Origin of the sequence: Afipia sp. GAS231 (assembly GCF_900103365.1) — a bacterium.
In the GTDB taxonomy this organism is placed as follows: Bacteria; Pseudomonadota; Alphaproteobacteria; order Rhizobiales; family Xanthobacteraceae; genus Bradyrhizobium.
Window position 1 is genome coordinate 4,188,758 of sequence record NZ_LT629703.1, and the last position, 15,737, is coordinate 4,204,494.

The following is a 15,737-nucleotide window of genomic DNA, read 5'->3' on the forward strand; positions in this document are numbered from 1 at the left end:
ATGGCCCGGTACAGACTGCATTGCATCGGCGCGTCCGGCAATTCCTACAAGCTGGCGCTTTACATGAACTGCGCCGGCCTCGACTGGGAGCCGGTCGGCGTCGACTTTGCCGGCGGCCAGACCCGCGATCCCGGCTGGCGCGCCGCCATGAACGCGATGGGCGAGGTGCCCGTGCTCGAAGTCGACGGGCAGTTGATGTCGCAGTCGGGCGCGATCCTGATCTGGCTCGCGGAAACCACCGGTCACTTCGCGCCCGGCGCCGACCAGCGCTACGAGGCGTTGCGCTGGATCATGTTCGATAACCACAAGTTCACGAACAACCATGCCATGCACCGGTTTCAAAAGTCGTTCATGCCGGAGCCGGTGCATCCGGCGATCCTGACGTTCCTGCGCGCGCGTACCGAGGCGAGCTTTGCGGTCGCCGACAAGCATCTCGCCGATCGTGCCTTCATGCTCGGCGACAGGCCGAGCATCGTGGATTTTTCGCTGGCCGGGTACGTGTACTACCCCAAGGAAGAGACCGGCTTCGATATCGCAGCGGATTATCCGGCGCTCCACGCCTGGCGCGAGCGCCTCGCAGCGCTGCCGGGCTGGAAGCCGCCCTATGATATGATGCCGGTGGGATCGGACCTGCGGACTTCGATGCTTCGGCCCGCGTAGCGGCGCCGGCGAGGTTCGTGTGAGGGGGAGTAACAACTCCCTCGTCGTCCCCGCGCCCGTGCGCAATTGCGCACCAGGCGGGGACGACAACATGTGTGGAGCTGCGCCTAACCCGCCGCCGCGCCGAACTCGCTGTTGCTGCCTTGCGCGCCGCGCACCAGTTTGCCCGGACGGGCGCCGGTGGCGCTGCCGCCGCGTTGCGTCACCACGCCGGAGACGATGGTGGCGTCGTAGCCGTCGACCTGCTGCAGCAGCCGACGGCCGCCGACCGGCAGGTCGTAATGCACTTTCGGCGGATGCAGGTGCAGCTTGTCGTAGTCGATCACGTTGACGTCGGCCTTGAAGCCCGGCGCGATCACGCCGCGATCGTAAAGGCCGACCGACAGCGCGGTCTTGCGCGCCTGGGCAGCGACCACGAACGGGATCGACAGCTTTTCGCCGCGGCTGCGGTCGCGGGTCCAGTGCGTCAGGAGATAGGTCGGGAAAGAGGCGTCGCAGATGATGCCGCAATGCGCGCCGCCGTCGCTCAGCCCCGGCACCGAATGCGGATCGCGCAGCATCTCACGGGTCGCATCGAGATTGCCTTCGGAGTAGTTGAGGAACGGCACATAGAGCATGCCGCGGCCTTCGTCGGTCAGCATTGCTTCATAGGCGAGTTCTTCCGGCTGCCGGCCCTGGCGGCGGGCCTGCGCGCCCAGCGTATTTTCCGTCGGCTGTTCGTAGTCCGGCGGATTACCGAGCAGATACATCTTGTCGTAGTTCGGCCGGAAGAACAGCGGATCGTCGGTCGCGGTGGCGTGCTCGCTCAAAATCGCGTTGCGCGTTTCAGCCTGGTGCAGGCGCTTCAAGCGCTCCGCCAGCGGCAGGTGGGCGATCGCCTGGTAGCTTGGATGGGTCTGGAACGGGTTGCGCGACAATTCCAGCCCGAGCATCAGCCCGACCGGGCGGGCGGGAATCTGCGCCGTGATGTTCAGGCCTCGCGCGGAAGCCTCGCTGATGATGTTGAACGTCTTGCGCCAGCGCTGCGGCTCCTTGTCGTTCTGCGTGATCGAGAACGTTACCGGGATTTTGGTGTTCTCGGCGACCCGCAGCATCATCGGAAGATCTTCGTTGATGGTGGAGAGATCGAGCACGAACTGCAGCACGCTGCGGCCCTGCGCATGCATCGCAGCCGCAATCGCGGTCAACTCATCTTCACCGGCTTTCAGCGTCGGCGTGAAGTCGCCGGTCGAGGTGCGGTGATTGAGCGTGCGCGAAGTCGAGAAGCCGAGCGCGCCGGCGCGGACTGCGTCAGCCGCCAATGCCGCCATCGCTCTGTTGTCCTCGGGCGTGGACGGATCGCGGCGCGCGCCGCGCTCGCCCATCACGTAGACGCGCAACGCCGCGTGCGGCAGTTGCGCGCCGATGTCGATGTCGAAATTTCGTTTGGAAAGCCACTCCATGTAATCGGGGAAACTTTCCCAGGCCCAGGGAATGCCGGCGCTCAGCACCGGCTCCGGAATATCCTCGACGCCTTCCATCAACTGGATCAGCCGGACATGGTCGGCCGGCTTGCATGGCGCGAAGCCGACGCCGCAATTGCCCATGATGGCGGTGGTGACGCCGTTCTGCGACGACGGCGTGATGTCCTGGCTCCAGGCGACCTGGCCGTCGTAATGGGTGTGAACGTCGACGAAGCCGGGGGTGACCAGCTTGCCCCTGGCGTCGATCTCTTCCTTGCCCTTGGCTGCGACCTTGCCGACTTCGGTGATGCGGCCGCCCACGATGGCGACATCAGCCTCGTACACTTCGCCGCCCTTGCCATCGGCAATATTGCCGCCGCGGATCACGAGGTCAGGGGTCGAGGTCATGGCTTTCCATCCCAAATCGGTTTGTTGCCGCATCATCGGACGTCCGGGCAGGCTGTCAACCGCCCGGGATGAGGTTCTGGAATGCATTAGAGGGCTTTGGGGTGCTTTGGCTGCCCGTCGGCGCTGTCGCGGCAGAGGTGCATAACGCTTCGATTGCCGGACCACGAAAAAACGGCACAATGCGGCCCAAGAAAATCTTAGAGAAAACTTCAGAAGCCGTCGGGAGGACGCGTCAATGGCTCGTTTGAAAGTTCTCATCGCCGGCGGCGGTATCGGCGGCATCACCGCGATGTTGGCGCTACGACAACGCGGTATCGAGGTCCAACTGTTCGAACAGGCGGCTGCATTCGGACAGGTCGGCGCTGGCCTCCAGGTCTCTTCAAATGCGGCGCGTATCCTGCTCAAGCTTGGGCTTGGTGAGGCGCTCAAGCGCGTGGCGACCTATCCGGACGGCCGCGACTATCGCGGTTGGGATACGGCTGAGCGGCTCTATTACACGCCGCTCGGGCAGAAGGCAGAGGCGCATTTTGGCTCACCGTACTATGCCGCCCACCGGGCCGAACTGCTCGACGTGCTGTTGAGCGGATTAGGCGAGCACGGGTTCCGGCACGGCGCGCGCCTCGATCGCGTCGATCAGGATCAAGGCGGTGTCTCGCTGACATTCGCCGACGGGTCGACGGCGCAAGGCGATATTCTGATCGGCGCCGATGGAATTCACTCGACCGTGCGTGCGCAATTGTTCGGCAAGGAACTGCCGCGCTACACCGGCAACGTGGCGTGGCGCGGCCTGGTTCCTGCCGAACGCGTCGCGCATCTCGATCTTGGCAGTGTCGTCGGCGTCTGGATGGGGCCGAACCGCAGCATCGTCCAGTACTACGTCTCCGCCGGCAAGACCTTCAACTGGATCGGGATCAGCCGCTCATCGCAGCCGGCGCAGGAATCCTGGCTGGCGGAGGGCAGGACGGAGGATGCGTTGGCCGAATATGACGGCTGGCATTCGACCATTCGAACGATCATCGCGGAGACGCCGAAAATCCTGCGCCAGGCTCTATACGACCGCGAACCGCTGCCAGACTGGCAGGTTGGCCGTGTCGTGCTCATGGGCGATGCCGCGCATCCGATGATGCCGTTTTACGCCCAGGGCGGCGCTCAAAGTATCGAAGACGCCTATGTGTTGGCCGGCTGCATCGCCGAAGCCGAGGGGCGGCCACTCGATGCGCTCGCGCGCTTCGTCAGGCTGCGGCAGCCGCGCACCGCATGGATGCAAGGCCTCGCCCGGCGCGAGGAGGAACTATATCAGATGAACGACGTCGCGGCGATCAGGGCGCGCAACGATCGCATGCGTGCAAACCGGATCCCCGAGACGGCGACGTTTCCGCCGGAACAGGAGCGGCTTTACGGTTACGACGCTGAACTCGAATTGCAAAAGAGCGGCTGACCGAATTCCGCGCATCGACGCGATTCAGATTCAGGTGGAAATATGAAGTTCAGTAAATCGTGGGCGATTGCGTTGTCGATCGCGACCACCTTGGTCTCCCATGCCGCCAACGCGCAAAGCTTTCCCACCCGGCCGATTACGGTGATCATGCCGTTTGCCGGCGGCAGCGCCAGCGACGTGGTCAGCCGCGTTCTCTTCAACAAGATGGCGACCCTGCTCGGGCAGCCGATCGTGGTGGAAAACAAGCCGGGCGCCGGCGGAAATCTCGGCACTGCGATGGCGGCCAAGGCCACTCCCGACGGGTATACGCTGGTCGGCGCGGCTTCGGGCCCGCTGGCCGCCAATCTGACGCTCTACAAGGAGCTTGGTTACGATCCGCAAGAACTTGTCCTGATTTCGCCGTTCGCCAGCTTCACCATCGTGGTTGCGGCGAGCAAGAAGCTTGGCGTCACTACGATCAAGGAGCTGATTGAGCGCGCGAAGAAAGAGCCGGGCGCGTTGAATTACGGTTCGGTTGGTATCGGCTCGTCACAGCATTTGGCCGGGGAATATTTTGCCCAGGTCGCCGACGTGAAACTGACCCATGTTCCCTATCGCAACATCGCACAATTCGGACCGGACTTGATCGCCGGCACGGTGCAACTCGGCTTTGCCTGGTATCCGAACGTGTCCGGGCCGCTGGCAGCCGATGGAGCGGTCCCTCTCGCTGTCGCCGGCGATGCCCAACTGCCGGTGCTGCCGAATACGCCGACGACGGCGCAGGCAGGCCTGCCGCAATATACGTTCGACGGCTGGTTCGGCCTGGGTGCGCCCGCCGGCGTGCCGAGGGAAATCCTGGAACGATTGAACGCCGCACTGAACGAAGCGCTCAGAGATCCCGCAGTACGGGTCAGATTCGAAGAGATCGGCGCCGTGCCGATCGGGCTCGGGCTCGACAAAGCCAGGACATTCCTGGCGGACGAGGTGGTGAAATATCGGGACGTTATCACCAAGGCCGGGATCGCCAAGATCGAATAGCTTGTTCGGGAAGCCGAGTGTTTTGGAAATACGCCCTAGGTCTTGCCCGTCGGCTTGCGATCGGTGACCAAGGCCAGCAGCACGGTCAGCACCATGAATACGACCGAGGCACCGAACACCCAGTGCGGCATGCTCTGGTCCATGATCCAGCCATACAGCAGCGGGCTCAGGATGCCGCTGAAATTAAAGCCAGTCGAGACGATGCCGAAGGCGCGGCCGGCCGCACCCGCAGGCGCGGCGTTGCGGACCAGCATGTCGCGCGAAGGTGCGATGACGCCGCCGAGGAACCCGGCTAGTCCCATCGCGACCGTCAACACCACTGACGGCAGGTTGACCGTTGCAATGATGGTAATGATCACGGCATTGATGCCGAAGCAGGCGGCGGCGACGCTGCCGTGGCGGCTGGTGCGGTCGGCCAGATAACCGCCGGCCAGCACGCCGGCAGCACTTGCGCCGAGAAACGCGGTCAGGGCGATATTGGCGGCCGAGAAGGTGACGCCGTAACCGGTCATCAGCGCGACAACGCCGAAATTGTTGATGCCGGCATTCGACAGGCCGAGCAGCATGAAAAAGATCGTCAGCACCATAAGTGCGGGCGTGATGACACTTTGCTTCGGCGCCGCAGCGCCATCGCTGCTGCGATCGGCCGAACTGGCGTCGGGAAGTCCGACGGCAATTAACAGCAGCGCCACCGCAGGACCTACCGCGCCTGCCACGATCAGGGCGCCGAGGCCGCCGACCGTTGCCACCAGGGCTGCCATGATGGCGGGCGCGACGGCGCCGCCGACGAAGCCTGCAAAGGTGTGGATCGAAAACGCGCGGCCCATCCGCCTGACGTCCATATGCGCCGACAGGATCGCGTAGTCCGCCGGGTGATAGACGCTGTTGGCGAGCCCGAGCAGCGCGGCGCAGAGAACCAGCGACGTGTAGCTCAGATGCATGCCGAGCAGAATCAGCGCGAGGCCGCCGACGGTGAGGCCGATCAACAGCACTTTTCGGGCGCCGATATGGTCGGCGAGGTAACCGATCGGGGCCTGCGTCAGGCCCGAGACAACCCCAAATACAGTGAGTGCGAAACCGAGCTCGATATAGCCGACGCCGAGTTGCGCCTTCAGGTACGGAAACAGCATCGGCAGCACGAACAAATGGAAATGGCTGACCCAATGCGCGATCGAAATCGCCGTCAGGGTCCGCAGCGAACTGTCCGTCTTTGTCTGCTGCGGTGCGGCGAGAATATCGACCATTTCAGCTCAGAATCCCGTGATTAGCGGCCCGGCAGGGTGCGCTGAAAATATAGGCTGGACGTTATTTGTCCATGAATGCCGCTGCATGGCTGCCCCGGCGCGGTGCCGGATGCGCCAAATGCGTCATTAAAACCAGAGACAAGAATGGCCCGGCGCGGCCATGATCCGGCATGCCTGATCCGGTGAAACCGCTCCGCGTGCTCGTCTCCGAGGGTTCCAGTACCTCGGCCCGCGAAGCCATCTCGATTTTGGGAATCTCGGGCCATCACGTCGAGGTCTGCGATCCCTCAGCCTGGTGCCTTTCGCGGTTCTCGCGCTTCGTGCGCAAATTTCACCGTTGCCCGGGGCTGCGGACGGATCCTGCCGGCTATCTTGCCTTTGTCGAACGGCTGCTCGAGACCGGCCGTTTCGATGTGCTGCTCCCAACGCACGAGCAGGGATTTCTGTTCGCGCGGGTAAGACAGCGTCTGGAGGGCCGTATCGGTCTGGCGCTGCCGGGTTTTGAAAGCTACCGCACCGCGCACAGCAAGGCCGGGTTTTCGCGGCTCCTCGATCAATTGAAGCTGCCGCAGCCGCCGACGCGGATTGTCGCTTCCGCGCAGGCGCTGCGCGAAGCCATCCGCTTTCCGGCGGTCGTCAAAACCTCGGTCGGCACCGCCAGCCGCGGGATCTGGTTCGTGCGCCATGCCGACGATCTCGAAGACGCGTTGCGCGATCTCGCGGCAACCAATGCATTCACCGACGAGGTACTGGTGCAGGACCTCGTTGCCGGCACCACCGAGAAAGCGCAGTCGGTGTTTTGCCGCGGCCGGATGGTCGGCTTTCATGGCTACCGTCAGGTCGCGCCCGGCGTCGGCGGCGGCGAGGCGATCAAGCAGAGCGTGCGCCGGCCGCAGCTGCGCGGCTATGTCGAAGCGATCGGGCAAGCGCTCGACTGGCACGGCGCGCTGTCGGTCGACTACATCATGCCGCACGACGATGCGACGCCGCTATTGATCGACTGTAATCCGCGGCTGGTCGAGCCGATGAATGCCTATCGCGCAGGCGTCGACCTCGTCGGCCTGTTGCTTGGTCTTTCGCTCGGCGAGACGCCGGCGCCGCTGCCGGAAAGCCGCGAGGGTGTGCTGACGCATCTGGCGATGCAGGCGCTGTTGGGATCCGCCTCGCGCGGCGGAACGCGGTTCGACATCATCAGGGAATGTGGACAACTCGCGGCGGCGAGCGGGCCTTACGCCGGCAGTAGCGAAGAACTCACGCCGGTTGGCCTCGACTGGATCAGCGCCGTGCCGCTGGCTGTCACGACAGGCATTCTGCTGGCCTCGCCGGCCTTCGCGATCAAGCTCGCGCGCGGCGGCTTTGGCGCGCATCTGCTGGATATCGGGACTATTCGGGTGATTGAGGGTAAGGGGGTTTGGTGGTGAAGCGTGACGTCAACGGTGCCGCGCTCCCTCTCCCGCTTGCGGGGGAGGGTTGGGGTGGGGGTGCTTCCGCATAATCGGTGCTCGAGTTCGCGGAGAGACTTCCCCCACCCGCAAGCGGGGAGAGGTGATTCAAACCGTCACTCACAACGGCTCGTCGTCATTGCCCGAGCGGTCGCGTTTCGGCGTGGCGATGTCGCCGTCCTCGTAATCATCGTCCTCAACCGGAATCCGCGGGGGCTTCGGCGGTTTATCGTCGGTTTTCTTCGGAGGTTCGCTTTTCTTGCCAATTCCGCCCATTTGATCCCTTTTGCCGCATCAATCGGCATTTGCCCTGCGGGTCGATTCAGAGTAACGGCATGACATCAATCTGGCCGACTTTGATGTTCATCCTAGCGCCGGTCAGAGTAATTTTCCTGCCCTTTTTGCGGCGTTAGAGCCCCAAGGGCGTTTTCACGGAGCCAGCATGAAGAAGCCCCGCATCGAGGCGGAAGAACCGCAGTCGCGTAAAATCATCCGGGCCGACAAGGCGCCAGTCAGTGGTTACTCGCTGGTGGTGGACGGCCATTTCAAGTCGCACCACGACACGGTCGAAGCCGCCGAAGAGGCGGGCATGGCCTTGAAGAACAAGTTCCAGATGCTGCAGGTGCAGGTTTACGATGCCGAGACCAAGACGCGATCGATGATCGATTGGCCGGGCCCCGGCGTAACGTCAGCCTGAAATAGAGCCCGGTTCTGATGCAATCAGAACCGGTAAGGCTCTACGTGCGCCGGCCGCCGCTTTGCTGGCTCGCCAGCCAGTCGGACAGCGCCGGAGCCGGTTCGTCCGCTTTCTTCTTTTTCGGGGCCGCCTTCTTTGCCGTGGCCACGCGCGGTGGCTCGGCGGCTTCGCGCGCCAGCCGCAACGCCCTCAGCTTCGCCATGTTGTCGAGCACGGCCTTGTTGGCCGAGTCGCGATCGGCCTTCCCGGATCTTGCGTCCTGGGCGGCCCTCGTTTGCTTGTCCATGCGCGCCTGGGCGCGATCACGATCCTCTTTGGTCATGATGCTCAGCCTTTTTTCGCGGTCTTGCTTGCGGCTTTGGCTTTGGTCACGCGCTTGGGCTTGACCTTCGGCTCTGGCGGGTTTGCGAGGTCGGCGGCTTCCCTGGCCAGACGCAGCGCACGCAACTGCTCGGTCCGCTTCCGGATCGCAATGTCGGCGGCCGCTATTTCGGCCATCGCCTTGATGCCTTCGACTTCCTGGCTGCGTTTGCGGTGGAGCCGAATTTCCTTCATTTCGGCGGGACTCTTGGGCTCATCGTTCATCTTATACCTCTGAAATCACGACCGATATCGTCGAACGATCTGTGAGACTGTTACCACGGATCGCAGGGTCTAGGGCGTTATTTTAGGCTCCAAAAGCCGCGTTATCGCGCGGATTTGGCCATCATGGTGAAGGGCGGCGCCCCCGTCGGGCGCCGGCCACGGTTCCGGCTATAGCCCTGTTCCGATGGAATCGGAGCGGCGCTAAACGCTCTAGCCGTGCACCACCGGGCCGCCGGCCTTCTTCCAGGCATCGATGCCGCCCTCGATGTGGGCGGTGTTGGCGAGCCCTGCGCTTTTGGCGGCAGCCACGGCCATCGCCGAGCGCTCGCCGAAGGCGCAGAAGAACACCACGCGGCGTCCGGTCGCGGCCGCGACTTCGCGCAGCATGCCGCCCGGCCGCAGGCTTTCGCAGATTCCGGGGTAGGGTGCATGCAGCGCACCCGGCAACATGCCGTGCTTGGCGCGCTCGTTGTTCTCGCGCAAATCGACCAGCAGGATATCGGGCCGGCCCAGGCTCGCGATGGCGTCGCGTGCGCTCAGCGCCAGTCCCTGTTTGGCGAGGTCCTCCTGATGCAGGCCGACATGCATGTTGGCCGGCAGCACCACGTCCATCAATTTGGGATTCGGCAGATTGAGATTGCCCATCAACTCGACATATTCGTCGATCGAGCGCACCTGCAGGCGCGGATTGTAGCGCTTCTCCTCGCCGATGGTGGAAACCGTATCGCCCTTGTAGTCATGGGCGGGGAATACCATGGTCTCGTCGGGCAGTTTCAGCAGCCGGTTGAAGATCGAATCATATTGCGATCGCGCGCTGCCGTTCTGGAAATCGGTGCGGCCGGTGCCGCGGATCAACAGCGTATCGCCGGTGAAGACGCGGTCGCCCATCAGATAACTATAGGAATCGTCGGTGTGGCCGGGCGTGTACATGACGTCGAGGCTCAGCCCCTCGATCATCACCTTGTCGCCGTCGGAGACCCGCATCGACACCACGTCGGCCTTGCTCTGCTCGCCCATGATGGTGATGCATTGGGTGCGGTCGCGGAGTTCACCGAGGCCGGTGACGTGATCCGCATGCAGGTGAGTGTCGACCGCCTTCACCAGCCGCAGATCGAGCTCCTGCAACAGCTTGCAGTAGCGATCGGCCTTTTCCAGCACGGGATCAAGGATCAGCGCCTCGCCGCCGGGCCGGCTGGCCAAGAGGTAGCTGTAGGTGCCCGAGACGCTGTCGAAGAGCTGACGAAAGATCATGGCTACTGCCGGATGTTGATTCCGGAGCATGATATTCTATCAGGGCCGCGTACTCAAACGATCCCTTCTCCCGTCATGTCCGGTCATGGCCGGGCGTAGCCGTCCGAAGGACGGCGTCGCTTCCGCTCGCCTATGATCCGGCCATCCACGTCTTTTCTTGCTGCGACGCAGCTAAGACGTGGATGTCCGGGACATCTAGCGCGAAGACGCGCTTCGCGCTTCTGCCCGGGGCATGACGAGCGGAGTGTGCCGCCGATTGGACCGGCAGAGCCCTCAGGGCCGGACGTAGCTCCAGTCCTGCTCCTGCAATTCCATCAAATGGACCACACCCGACGGCACGATGGTGGCGTCGGGGACCATGGGAATCTCGTGGCCTTCGGTCTTTTCCATGCCCTGCCTGGTATTATTGCAGGCCGAGAACTGGATCTTGCCGGGAAACACCATGTCCTTCAGCCGCTTGATGCGGTCCTGCACCGGGGAGGTGTCCGATCGCAGCATGTGCAGGCCGGGACCGTAGGCCACGACATCGATATCGACGTCCTCGTTCTTGGCCCGGTAGTGCTCGATGACGTTGGTGGCGTTGTTCAGCACGAGATTCATCACCTGCGGATCGTTCTGGTCGATCTGGATCGTGACGCGATGCGGCTTGGTATCGGCGGCCAGCGCGCCCGAGGCGAAGGCGATCGAGAGCAGGGCGGCGGTCAAGAAACGGTAGAACATTACGTATTCTCCGAGATGAAATGAGTATCTCTCCCCGTCATTGCGAGGAGCGAAGCGACGAAGCAATCCAGACCTTCGCGGAGGAAGTCTGGATTGCTTCCGCCTTCGCTCGTTGAGCTTCGGCGGACAAGTCGCTTCGCTCGCAATGACGGTGGGGCTGACGGTCAGGGCCGCACCAGTGTGTAGCCGTTTTCGGTCAGGAACAGAATCTGGGCGACGCCGACCTGCACCGGCGTGGCGGCGGCGATGTAGTCCGGGCGCTTGCCGGTTTCGCGCTCCAGCGTATCGACGGTGTTGAGGCAGATATCGACCCGCGCGCCCTGCGCGACCAGGCTTTCGACCAGCTTGCGGTTGGGATTTTCCGGGCGCAGCAGCTCGATGCCGGGGCCGAACGCCACGATCTCGACCGCCACCTTGTCGGGGTCGTAGAATTTCATCAGATTATTGGCGACGCTGATCACCATGCCCTGCTTCTTCGGGTCATTGTCGGAGAGTTGCAGCACGACCTTGTGCTCGGCGAACGGCTTGTCCTGCAGCGGCACCTGCTGGGCGCGCGCCAGCGTCGCCGACGTGGCGATCAACAGCGCCGCGGCCAGCAGACGAAGGATGATCGAAAAGCCCCTCACTGATGAAGTCCCGCGATGCCGGGATTGTCGTCGACGCCCTTGAGCGTGACGCCCGGCGCGTTTCGGTTCGGCGGTTTGCCCGATCTGAGGTGGTTGGCAACCACGTCCCAGACCGGCGCGCCCTTCTGTTCGTTGACAGAGGCCCAGCCCGCCACCTTGTAGCTCTTGCCGGCCTCCAGTGTGCGGCCGCCGTCGAGCTTCAGTTCGGAGATCCGCTTGCCCACGGTCTCCGCGGGCGTGCAGGCGTAGGAAAGCCCGCCGACGCGGACCATGTCGCCGCCCTGCTGGTAATAGGGATCGGGGTTGAACAGATTGTCGCAGACGTCTTCGAGCACGTCCTTGATCTGGGCGCCGGTCATGGTCGCGACGTAGGTCTCGGGATAGGTGATGGCGGTCTGTGCCAGCACGTCTTCCATCGTCAGCGGCTGGCCCGCCAGCGCCGTGGTGCCCCAGCGGAAACCGGGCGACAGCGCGATCTCGGCGTTGAGCTCGCCGCGCAGCGCGTCGCAGATCAGTTGATCCATGGTGCCGCTGAAATTGCCGCGGCGGTAGAGCAGGCGGTCGGCGGCGGCGATCTTGTCGCCCCACGCGGCCGCATGGGGTTCGCGGGCTTTCTCGATCAGCGCCTGCATCGCCGGATCGGGCTTCAGCAATTCCGCGAACACCGGTAGCAGCCGGTAGCGCACATTGGCGACCTTGCCCTTGGCGATATCGAGATCGAGCACGGCGAGATATTTGCCGTACGATCCGGCATTGGTGACCAGCGTGACGCCGCCCGCATTGGTCACGGTGATCGGCTGCGGCACGGCGTCATGGGTGTGTCCGCCGAGGATGACGTCGATGCCGGTGACGCGGCTGGCGAGCTTGAGGTCGACATCCATGCCGTTGTGCGACAGCAGGATCACCGCATCGACCTTGTCATTGTTGCGATGTCCGTCGACGAGTTTTTGCAGTTCCTCGTCGCGGATGCCGAACTTCCAGTCCGGTGTGAAACGCTTGGGATGGGCGATCGGCACGTACGGAAATGCCTGTCCGATCACCGCCACCCGGTGACCGCCGATTTCCTTGATGACGGACGGCTTGAACACGCGGCCTGAGGCCGGATCGAACGCCTTGGCGTCGTTGAAGGCGGCTTCCTCGGTGAGGAAGACGTTCTGCGCCAGGAACTCGCCCTTGAAGCGCTCGAGATTGTCGCGCAGCACCTTTTCGCCATAGGTGAATTCCCAATGGCCGGTCATCGCCTCGATGCCGAGCAGGTTGGCGGCGTCCACCATGTCGGCGCCCTGCATGGCATTGGCAAGTCCAGTGCCCTGCCAGAGATCGCCGCCGTCGAGCAGCAGCGAGCGCCCCGCGCCGACGTCGCTGCGCAACCGGTCGATCAGCGTCTTCAGATGCGCGAAGCCGCCGAGCTTGCCGAACCGGGCGGCGGCCTTCTCGAATTCGATAAAGGTGAAGGCGTAGGCATCGGCGCTGTCAGGGCGGATGCCGAAGCGATCGAGAAAAGCCTTGCCGACCAGATGCGGCGGGTTGCCCTGCATCGAGCCGATGCCGATATTGACGCTCGGTTCGCGGAAATAGACCGGCTTGAGCTGCGCATGCGCATCGGTCATGTGCAGGATGCGCGCATTGCCGAAGCGGTCGAGATCGTAGGCGCTGTCGGCGCTGCGCGCGAGCCGCGGCAGGCTGCCGGTGAGCGTTGCAGCGCCCGCAAGCGTCAGGAAATCCCGGCGGCGGATGGTCATGCGTCTCTCCGCGCGTGGCTCATTCTGCTCGCCGCTCAGCGTATTTCCAGGTCTTTCCAGCGGGTCTTCTCGCTGGTGGCCTGGAAGCTCGAGGCCTTGGCGAGCGCTTCGGCTTCCTTGGCTGCCGCGGTGGCCTTGTCGAAATCGCCGGCTTCGGCCGACTTTTTCGCCGCGGCCAGCGTTGCCGCCGTCGTGGTCCACTGGTTGCGCAAGGCCGCTGCTTCCTTGTTCGCCGCTTCAGCCGCGGCGTAGGCCGCCTTGTAGTCGTCCTCGGAGGCCGCGAACGCGCCAGCTAAACCTGCGAGCATAAGCATCGAAGCCAAAACCGGTTTAAGCATGTTCATGGCCGCGCTCCCGGACCGGAAATCGGCAGTCCGTTGCTGACATAGGACAGATAATATTCGACGTTGCGATACTCGTCGTCCTGCGGACTGAGCGGCACGCCGCGGATCTGGCTGTTGCAGGTGGTGAAGCGCCGGCTGGTGGTGCCCATGCCGCTCCATTCCGAACGGTAGATCGGCATCGCGTTGAGAATGCCGAGCGCGGGCGCCAGCACTTCGGCGCGGATGCGCTCGCCCGGGCTCTGCACATGGCAGGTGGCGCAGGAGAAATTGAGCTGGCCGCGGCGGGTGTAGAAATATTCCTTGCCGCTCTCGTAGGCTTCGAGCGCGCGCGGATCGTTGGGGATCTTGATATCCATCGGCTTGCCGCGCGAGGTGAAGGCCATATAGGCGGTCAGCGCCGCCATTTCGTCCTTCACATAGGAGAACGCCGGCTCGCCATTGGCCTCGCGGCAGCGGTTCAGCGCCAGCTCCAGCGTGACGACCTTGCCTTCCTTCTCGTCGAAGGTGGGATAGTTCTGGCGGATGCCGATGCCCTTGTTCGGGAAGCAATCCTCATAGCTCTTGCCGTTCTTGAACGGTTTCGTGAACATCTCCTTGCCCATTTCGAGCGAGAACTCGTAGGGCGGAAACTGTTCCTTCTCTTCCCATTGCTTGTGCAGGTCCTCGTTCATCGAATAGGGACCGTTGACGAAGTCTTCCGGCTTCACCTTGGGAAACTTGTCGGTGAAGAATTTCTGGAACGCCTTGGCATCCTTGACCGGATCGACGGTGTCGGCGGCAGGCGCCGGCGCAGCGAATGCCAGCACAGCCAGCGCAAGTGCTGCCGAGGCAAATGGGATCGCGGACATGAGCCTCATTGAATCTTCGCCGTGGTGGTGTCGGTCGCGCCCTTGTTGTCGACCCAGCTGATCTTGAGATCGTCGCCCTTCTTGCCGCCCTTGAAAGCGAACTTGACGTAAGGGTCTTTCGAAACCCCGCCGCCCCAGTCGGCCGCAAAAACGTTCTTGCCGTCATATTCGAACGTCAGCTGCTGGATGAAATGCGGCGGAATGATCTCGCCCTTGGCGTCCTTGACGAAGCCGGAATCCATCGGATGCTGGATCAGCGCCTGCACCTCGGTGGTGTCGCCGTTCGAAGTTGCGCGCGCGCGAATGGTCGATGCCATCTGGTTATTCTCCTGGCTTTATAGTTTGCGCATGATCTGGTCGGAAAACCGGTTCCCACTTTTCCGGATCATGCGCGCTAGCCGCCGCAGCCGCCGACGGTGACCTTGACCTCTTTGGTGGTGCTGTAGACCTTGCCGCCGGCTTCGACGACGACGGTGACGTTGCTGGTCTTGGCCATCTTGATGCGGTTGGCGACGCTGGGCATCGTGCCCGCCGGAATCCTGTAGGACGCCACCAGCACGACCGGATTTTCGCTGACCAGGAACGAGATCGAGGTCACGTCGGGAAGCGTTGTCGTCACCGATACCGGCACCACGGCGCCGTTCTCGGCGATCTCGGGCGCATCGATCTTGACCTTGTCGGAAGCCTCCGCGGTCTTGCCGTAGAGCGCCTTGATCGCATCCGCCTCGGTTTTGGCCTTGAACGCCTCTTCCGGATATTTGTCGTTGGCGGCGGCGAACGCGCCGCTCACGAAGGGAATGTTGCCGAGGCCGATAACGGCTACCGCGCCGGCGCCTTGCAGGATCAGCCGCCGCGTGGCCGAAAACCTTGTATCAGTCCTGTCCATCCAAAGTCTCCTCACGCGTGCGCTCGCGCGCCACGGCTTTGCGTCACAGCGTCTGCAGGAAATCCACCACTGCGTTGATCTCCTGTTCGGTCAGGATCCGGTTTCGTCCGAACGGAGGCATCACTGTCAGCGGATTGCGTAGGGTTTCGTCGGTCAGAATGGCGACGAGATCGGCGCGATTGGGATATTTGTGCTTGATGTCGACCAGCTCCGGCGCGATCGAGCCGGGCAGGTCGCCGCCCTTGATGACATGGCAGGTCAGGCAATTGCCCTTGCCGCGGTCGAAGGCGATCTTCTGGCCTTCGGCGGCCGCCGACTGCGCATGGGCAGGATTTGCGAATGCCACGATACCAGCCAGCAACAGCAGGACGAGCGCCGGACTAGTGA

General features: G+C 63.3%; 19 protein-coding genes. 5 read left to right on the forward strand and 14 right to left on the reverse strand.

The genetic code is table 11. The features are described 5' to 3' along the window. The gene (locus BLS26_RS19650) at positions 1 to 660 is read left to right on the forward strand and encodes a glutathione S-transferase family protein (RefSeq protein WP_092513830.1); all 660 of its coding nucleotides are present in this window, start codon (positions 1 to 3) and stop codon (positions 658 to 660) included. 107 nt (positions 661 to 767) lie between these two features. Here the strand turns inward: BLS26_RS19650 and BLS26_RS19655 are convergent, their stop codons facing one another. Next, positions 768 to 2,510 (reverse strand): amidohydrolase family protein, encoded by a 1,743-nt coding sequence (locus BLS26_RS19655; RefSeq protein ID WP_092513832.1) that lies wholly within the window; start codon positions 2,508 to 2,510, stop codon positions 768 to 770. A gap of 235 nt (positions 2,511 to 2,745) precedes the next feature. Here BLS26_RS19655 and BLS26_RS19660 point away from each other — a divergent pair, with 235 nt between their 5' ends. Together BLS26_RS19660 and BLS26_RS19665 are read left to right on the forward strand one after the other, a co-directional pair. After that, a complete protein-coding gene (locus tag BLS26_RS19660) occupies positions 2,746 to 3,948 on the forward strand; it encodes an FAD-dependent monooxygenase (RefSeq protein ID WP_092513833.1) in 1,203 nt (400 codons plus the stop codon). A 42-nt stretch (positions 3,949 to 3,990) separates the two neighbouring features. Next, positions 3,991 to 4,965: a tripartite tricarboxylate transporter substrate binding protein gene (locus BLS26_RS19665; RefSeq protein WP_092513835.1), complete on the forward strand. Its 975-nt coding sequence runs from the start codon at positions 3,991 to 3,993 to the stop codon at positions 4,963 to 4,965. 35 nt (positions 4,966 to 5,000) lie between these two features. Here the strand turns inward: BLS26_RS19665 and BLS26_RS19670 are convergent, their stop codons facing one another. After that, complete coding sequence (locus BLS26_RS19670; RefSeq protein ID WP_092513837.1) at positions 5,001 to 6,209, reverse strand: MFS transporter; 1,209 nt, start codon at positions 6,207 to 6,209, stop codon at positions 5,001 to 5,003. Between the two features lie 170 nt (positions 6,210 to 6,379). On the opposite strand from BLS26_RS19670, the gene BLS26_RS19675 reads away from it, so the two are divergent. After that, positions 6,380 to 7,630, forward strand: coding sequence for a hypothetical protein (locus BLS26_RS19675; RefSeq protein WP_092513839.1), 1,251 nt, complete (start codon positions 6,380 to 6,382; stop codon positions 7,628 to 7,630). Between the two features lie 141 nt (positions 7,631 to 7,771). On the opposite strand, the gene BLS26_RS36320 is transcribed toward BLS26_RS19675, so the two are convergent. Continuing rightward, complete coding sequence (locus tag BLS26_RS36320) at positions 7,772 to 7,927, reverse strand: hypothetical protein (protein ID WP_092513841.1); 156 nt, start codon at positions 7,925 to 7,927, stop codon at positions 7,772 to 7,774. A 166-nt stretch (positions 7,928 to 8,093) separates the two neighbouring features. Between BLS26_RS36320 and BLS26_RS19685 the strand changes: the two genes are divergently transcribed. Then, positions 8,094 to 8,348, forward strand: a complete 255-nt coding sequence (locus BLS26_RS19685) for a hypothetical protein (RefSeq protein ID WP_092513843.1) — start codon at positions 8,094 to 8,096, stop codon at positions 8,346 to 8,348. A gap of 40 nt (positions 8,349 to 8,388) precedes the next feature. Here the strand turns inward: BLS26_RS19685 and BLS26_RS19690 are convergent, their stop codons facing one another. The 11 genes from BLS26_RS19690 to soxX form a co-directional block, all read right to left on the reverse strand. Beyond that, a complete protein-coding gene (locus tag BLS26_RS19690) occupies positions 8,389 to 8,670 on the reverse strand; it encodes a hypothetical protein (RefSeq protein WP_244541630.1) in 282 nt (93 codons plus the stop codon). A 5-nt stretch (positions 8,671 to 8,675) separates the two neighbouring features. Then, on the reverse strand, positions 8,676 to 8,933 hold the full coding sequence (locus tag BLS26_RS19695) for a hypothetical protein (RefSeq protein WP_092513845.1): 258 nt from the start codon (positions 8,931 to 8,933) through the stop codon (positions 8,676 to 8,678). 210 nt (positions 8,934 to 9,143) lie between these two features. After that, positions 9,144 to 10,184, reverse strand: a complete 1,041-nt coding sequence (locus BLS26_RS19700; RefSeq protein WP_092513847.1) for an MBL fold metallo-hydrolase — start codon at positions 10,182 to 10,184, stop codon at positions 9,144 to 9,146. A gap of 273 nt (positions 10,185 to 10,457) precedes the next feature. Further along, positions 10,458 to 10,904 (reverse strand): DsrE family protein, encoded by a 447-nt coding sequence (locus BLS26_RS19705; protein ID WP_092513849.1) that lies wholly within the window; start codon positions 10,902 to 10,904, stop codon positions 10,458 to 10,460. Positions 10,905 to 11,068: 164 nt separating this feature from the next. Further along, a complete protein-coding gene (locus BLS26_RS19710) occupies positions 11,069 to 11,515 on the reverse strand; it encodes a hypothetical protein (RefSeq protein ID WP_092518278.1) in 447 nt (148 codons plus the stop codon). An 11-nt stretch (positions 11,516 to 11,526) separates the two neighbouring features. Continuing rightward, positions 11,527 to 13,272, reverse strand: coding sequence for a thiosulfohydrolase SoxB (gene soxB, locus BLS26_RS19715; protein WP_092513851.1), 1,746 nt, complete (start codon positions 13,270 to 13,272; stop codon positions 11,527 to 11,529). 35 nt (positions 13,273 to 13,307) lie between these two features. After that, positions 13,308 to 13,616, reverse strand: a complete 309-nt coding sequence (locus tag BLS26_RS19720) for a hypothetical protein (protein ID WP_371360649.1) — start codon at positions 13,614 to 13,616, stop codon at positions 13,308 to 13,310. Next, positions 13,613 to 14,473 carry a sulfur oxidation c-type cytochrome SoxA gene (soxA, locus tag BLS26_RS19725; RefSeq protein WP_092513853.1) on the reverse strand — a complete coding sequence of 287 codons (861 nt, stop codon included), beginning with the start codon at positions 14,471 to 14,473 and terminating at the stop codon, positions 13,613 to 13,615. Before soxA ends, BLS26_RS19720 begins: the two co-directional genes overlap by 4 nt. Continuing rightward, a complete protein-coding gene (gene soxZ, locus BLS26_RS19730; RefSeq protein ID WP_092513855.1) occupies positions 14,470 to 14,781 on the reverse strand; it encodes a thiosulfate oxidation carrier complex protein SoxZ in 312 nt (103 codons plus the stop codon). Before soxZ ends, soxA begins: the two co-directional genes overlap by 4 nt. 77 nt (positions 14,782 to 14,858) lie before the next feature. Beyond that, the gene (soxY, locus tag BLS26_RS19735; protein ID WP_092513857.1) at positions 14,859 to 15,350 is read right to left on the reverse strand and encodes a thiosulfate oxidation carrier protein SoxY; all 492 of its coding nucleotides are present in this window, start codon (positions 15,348 to 15,350) and stop codon (positions 14,859 to 14,861) included. Between the two features lie 43 nt (positions 15,351 to 15,393). Then, positions 15,394 to 15,717: a sulfur oxidation c-type cytochrome SoxX gene (gene soxX / locus BLS26_RS19740; RefSeq protein ID WP_092518280.1), complete on the reverse strand. Its 324-nt coding sequence runs from the start codon at positions 15,715 to 15,717 to the stop codon at positions 15,394 to 15,396. Between the last annotated feature and the right edge of the window lie 20 nt (positions 15,718 to 15,737).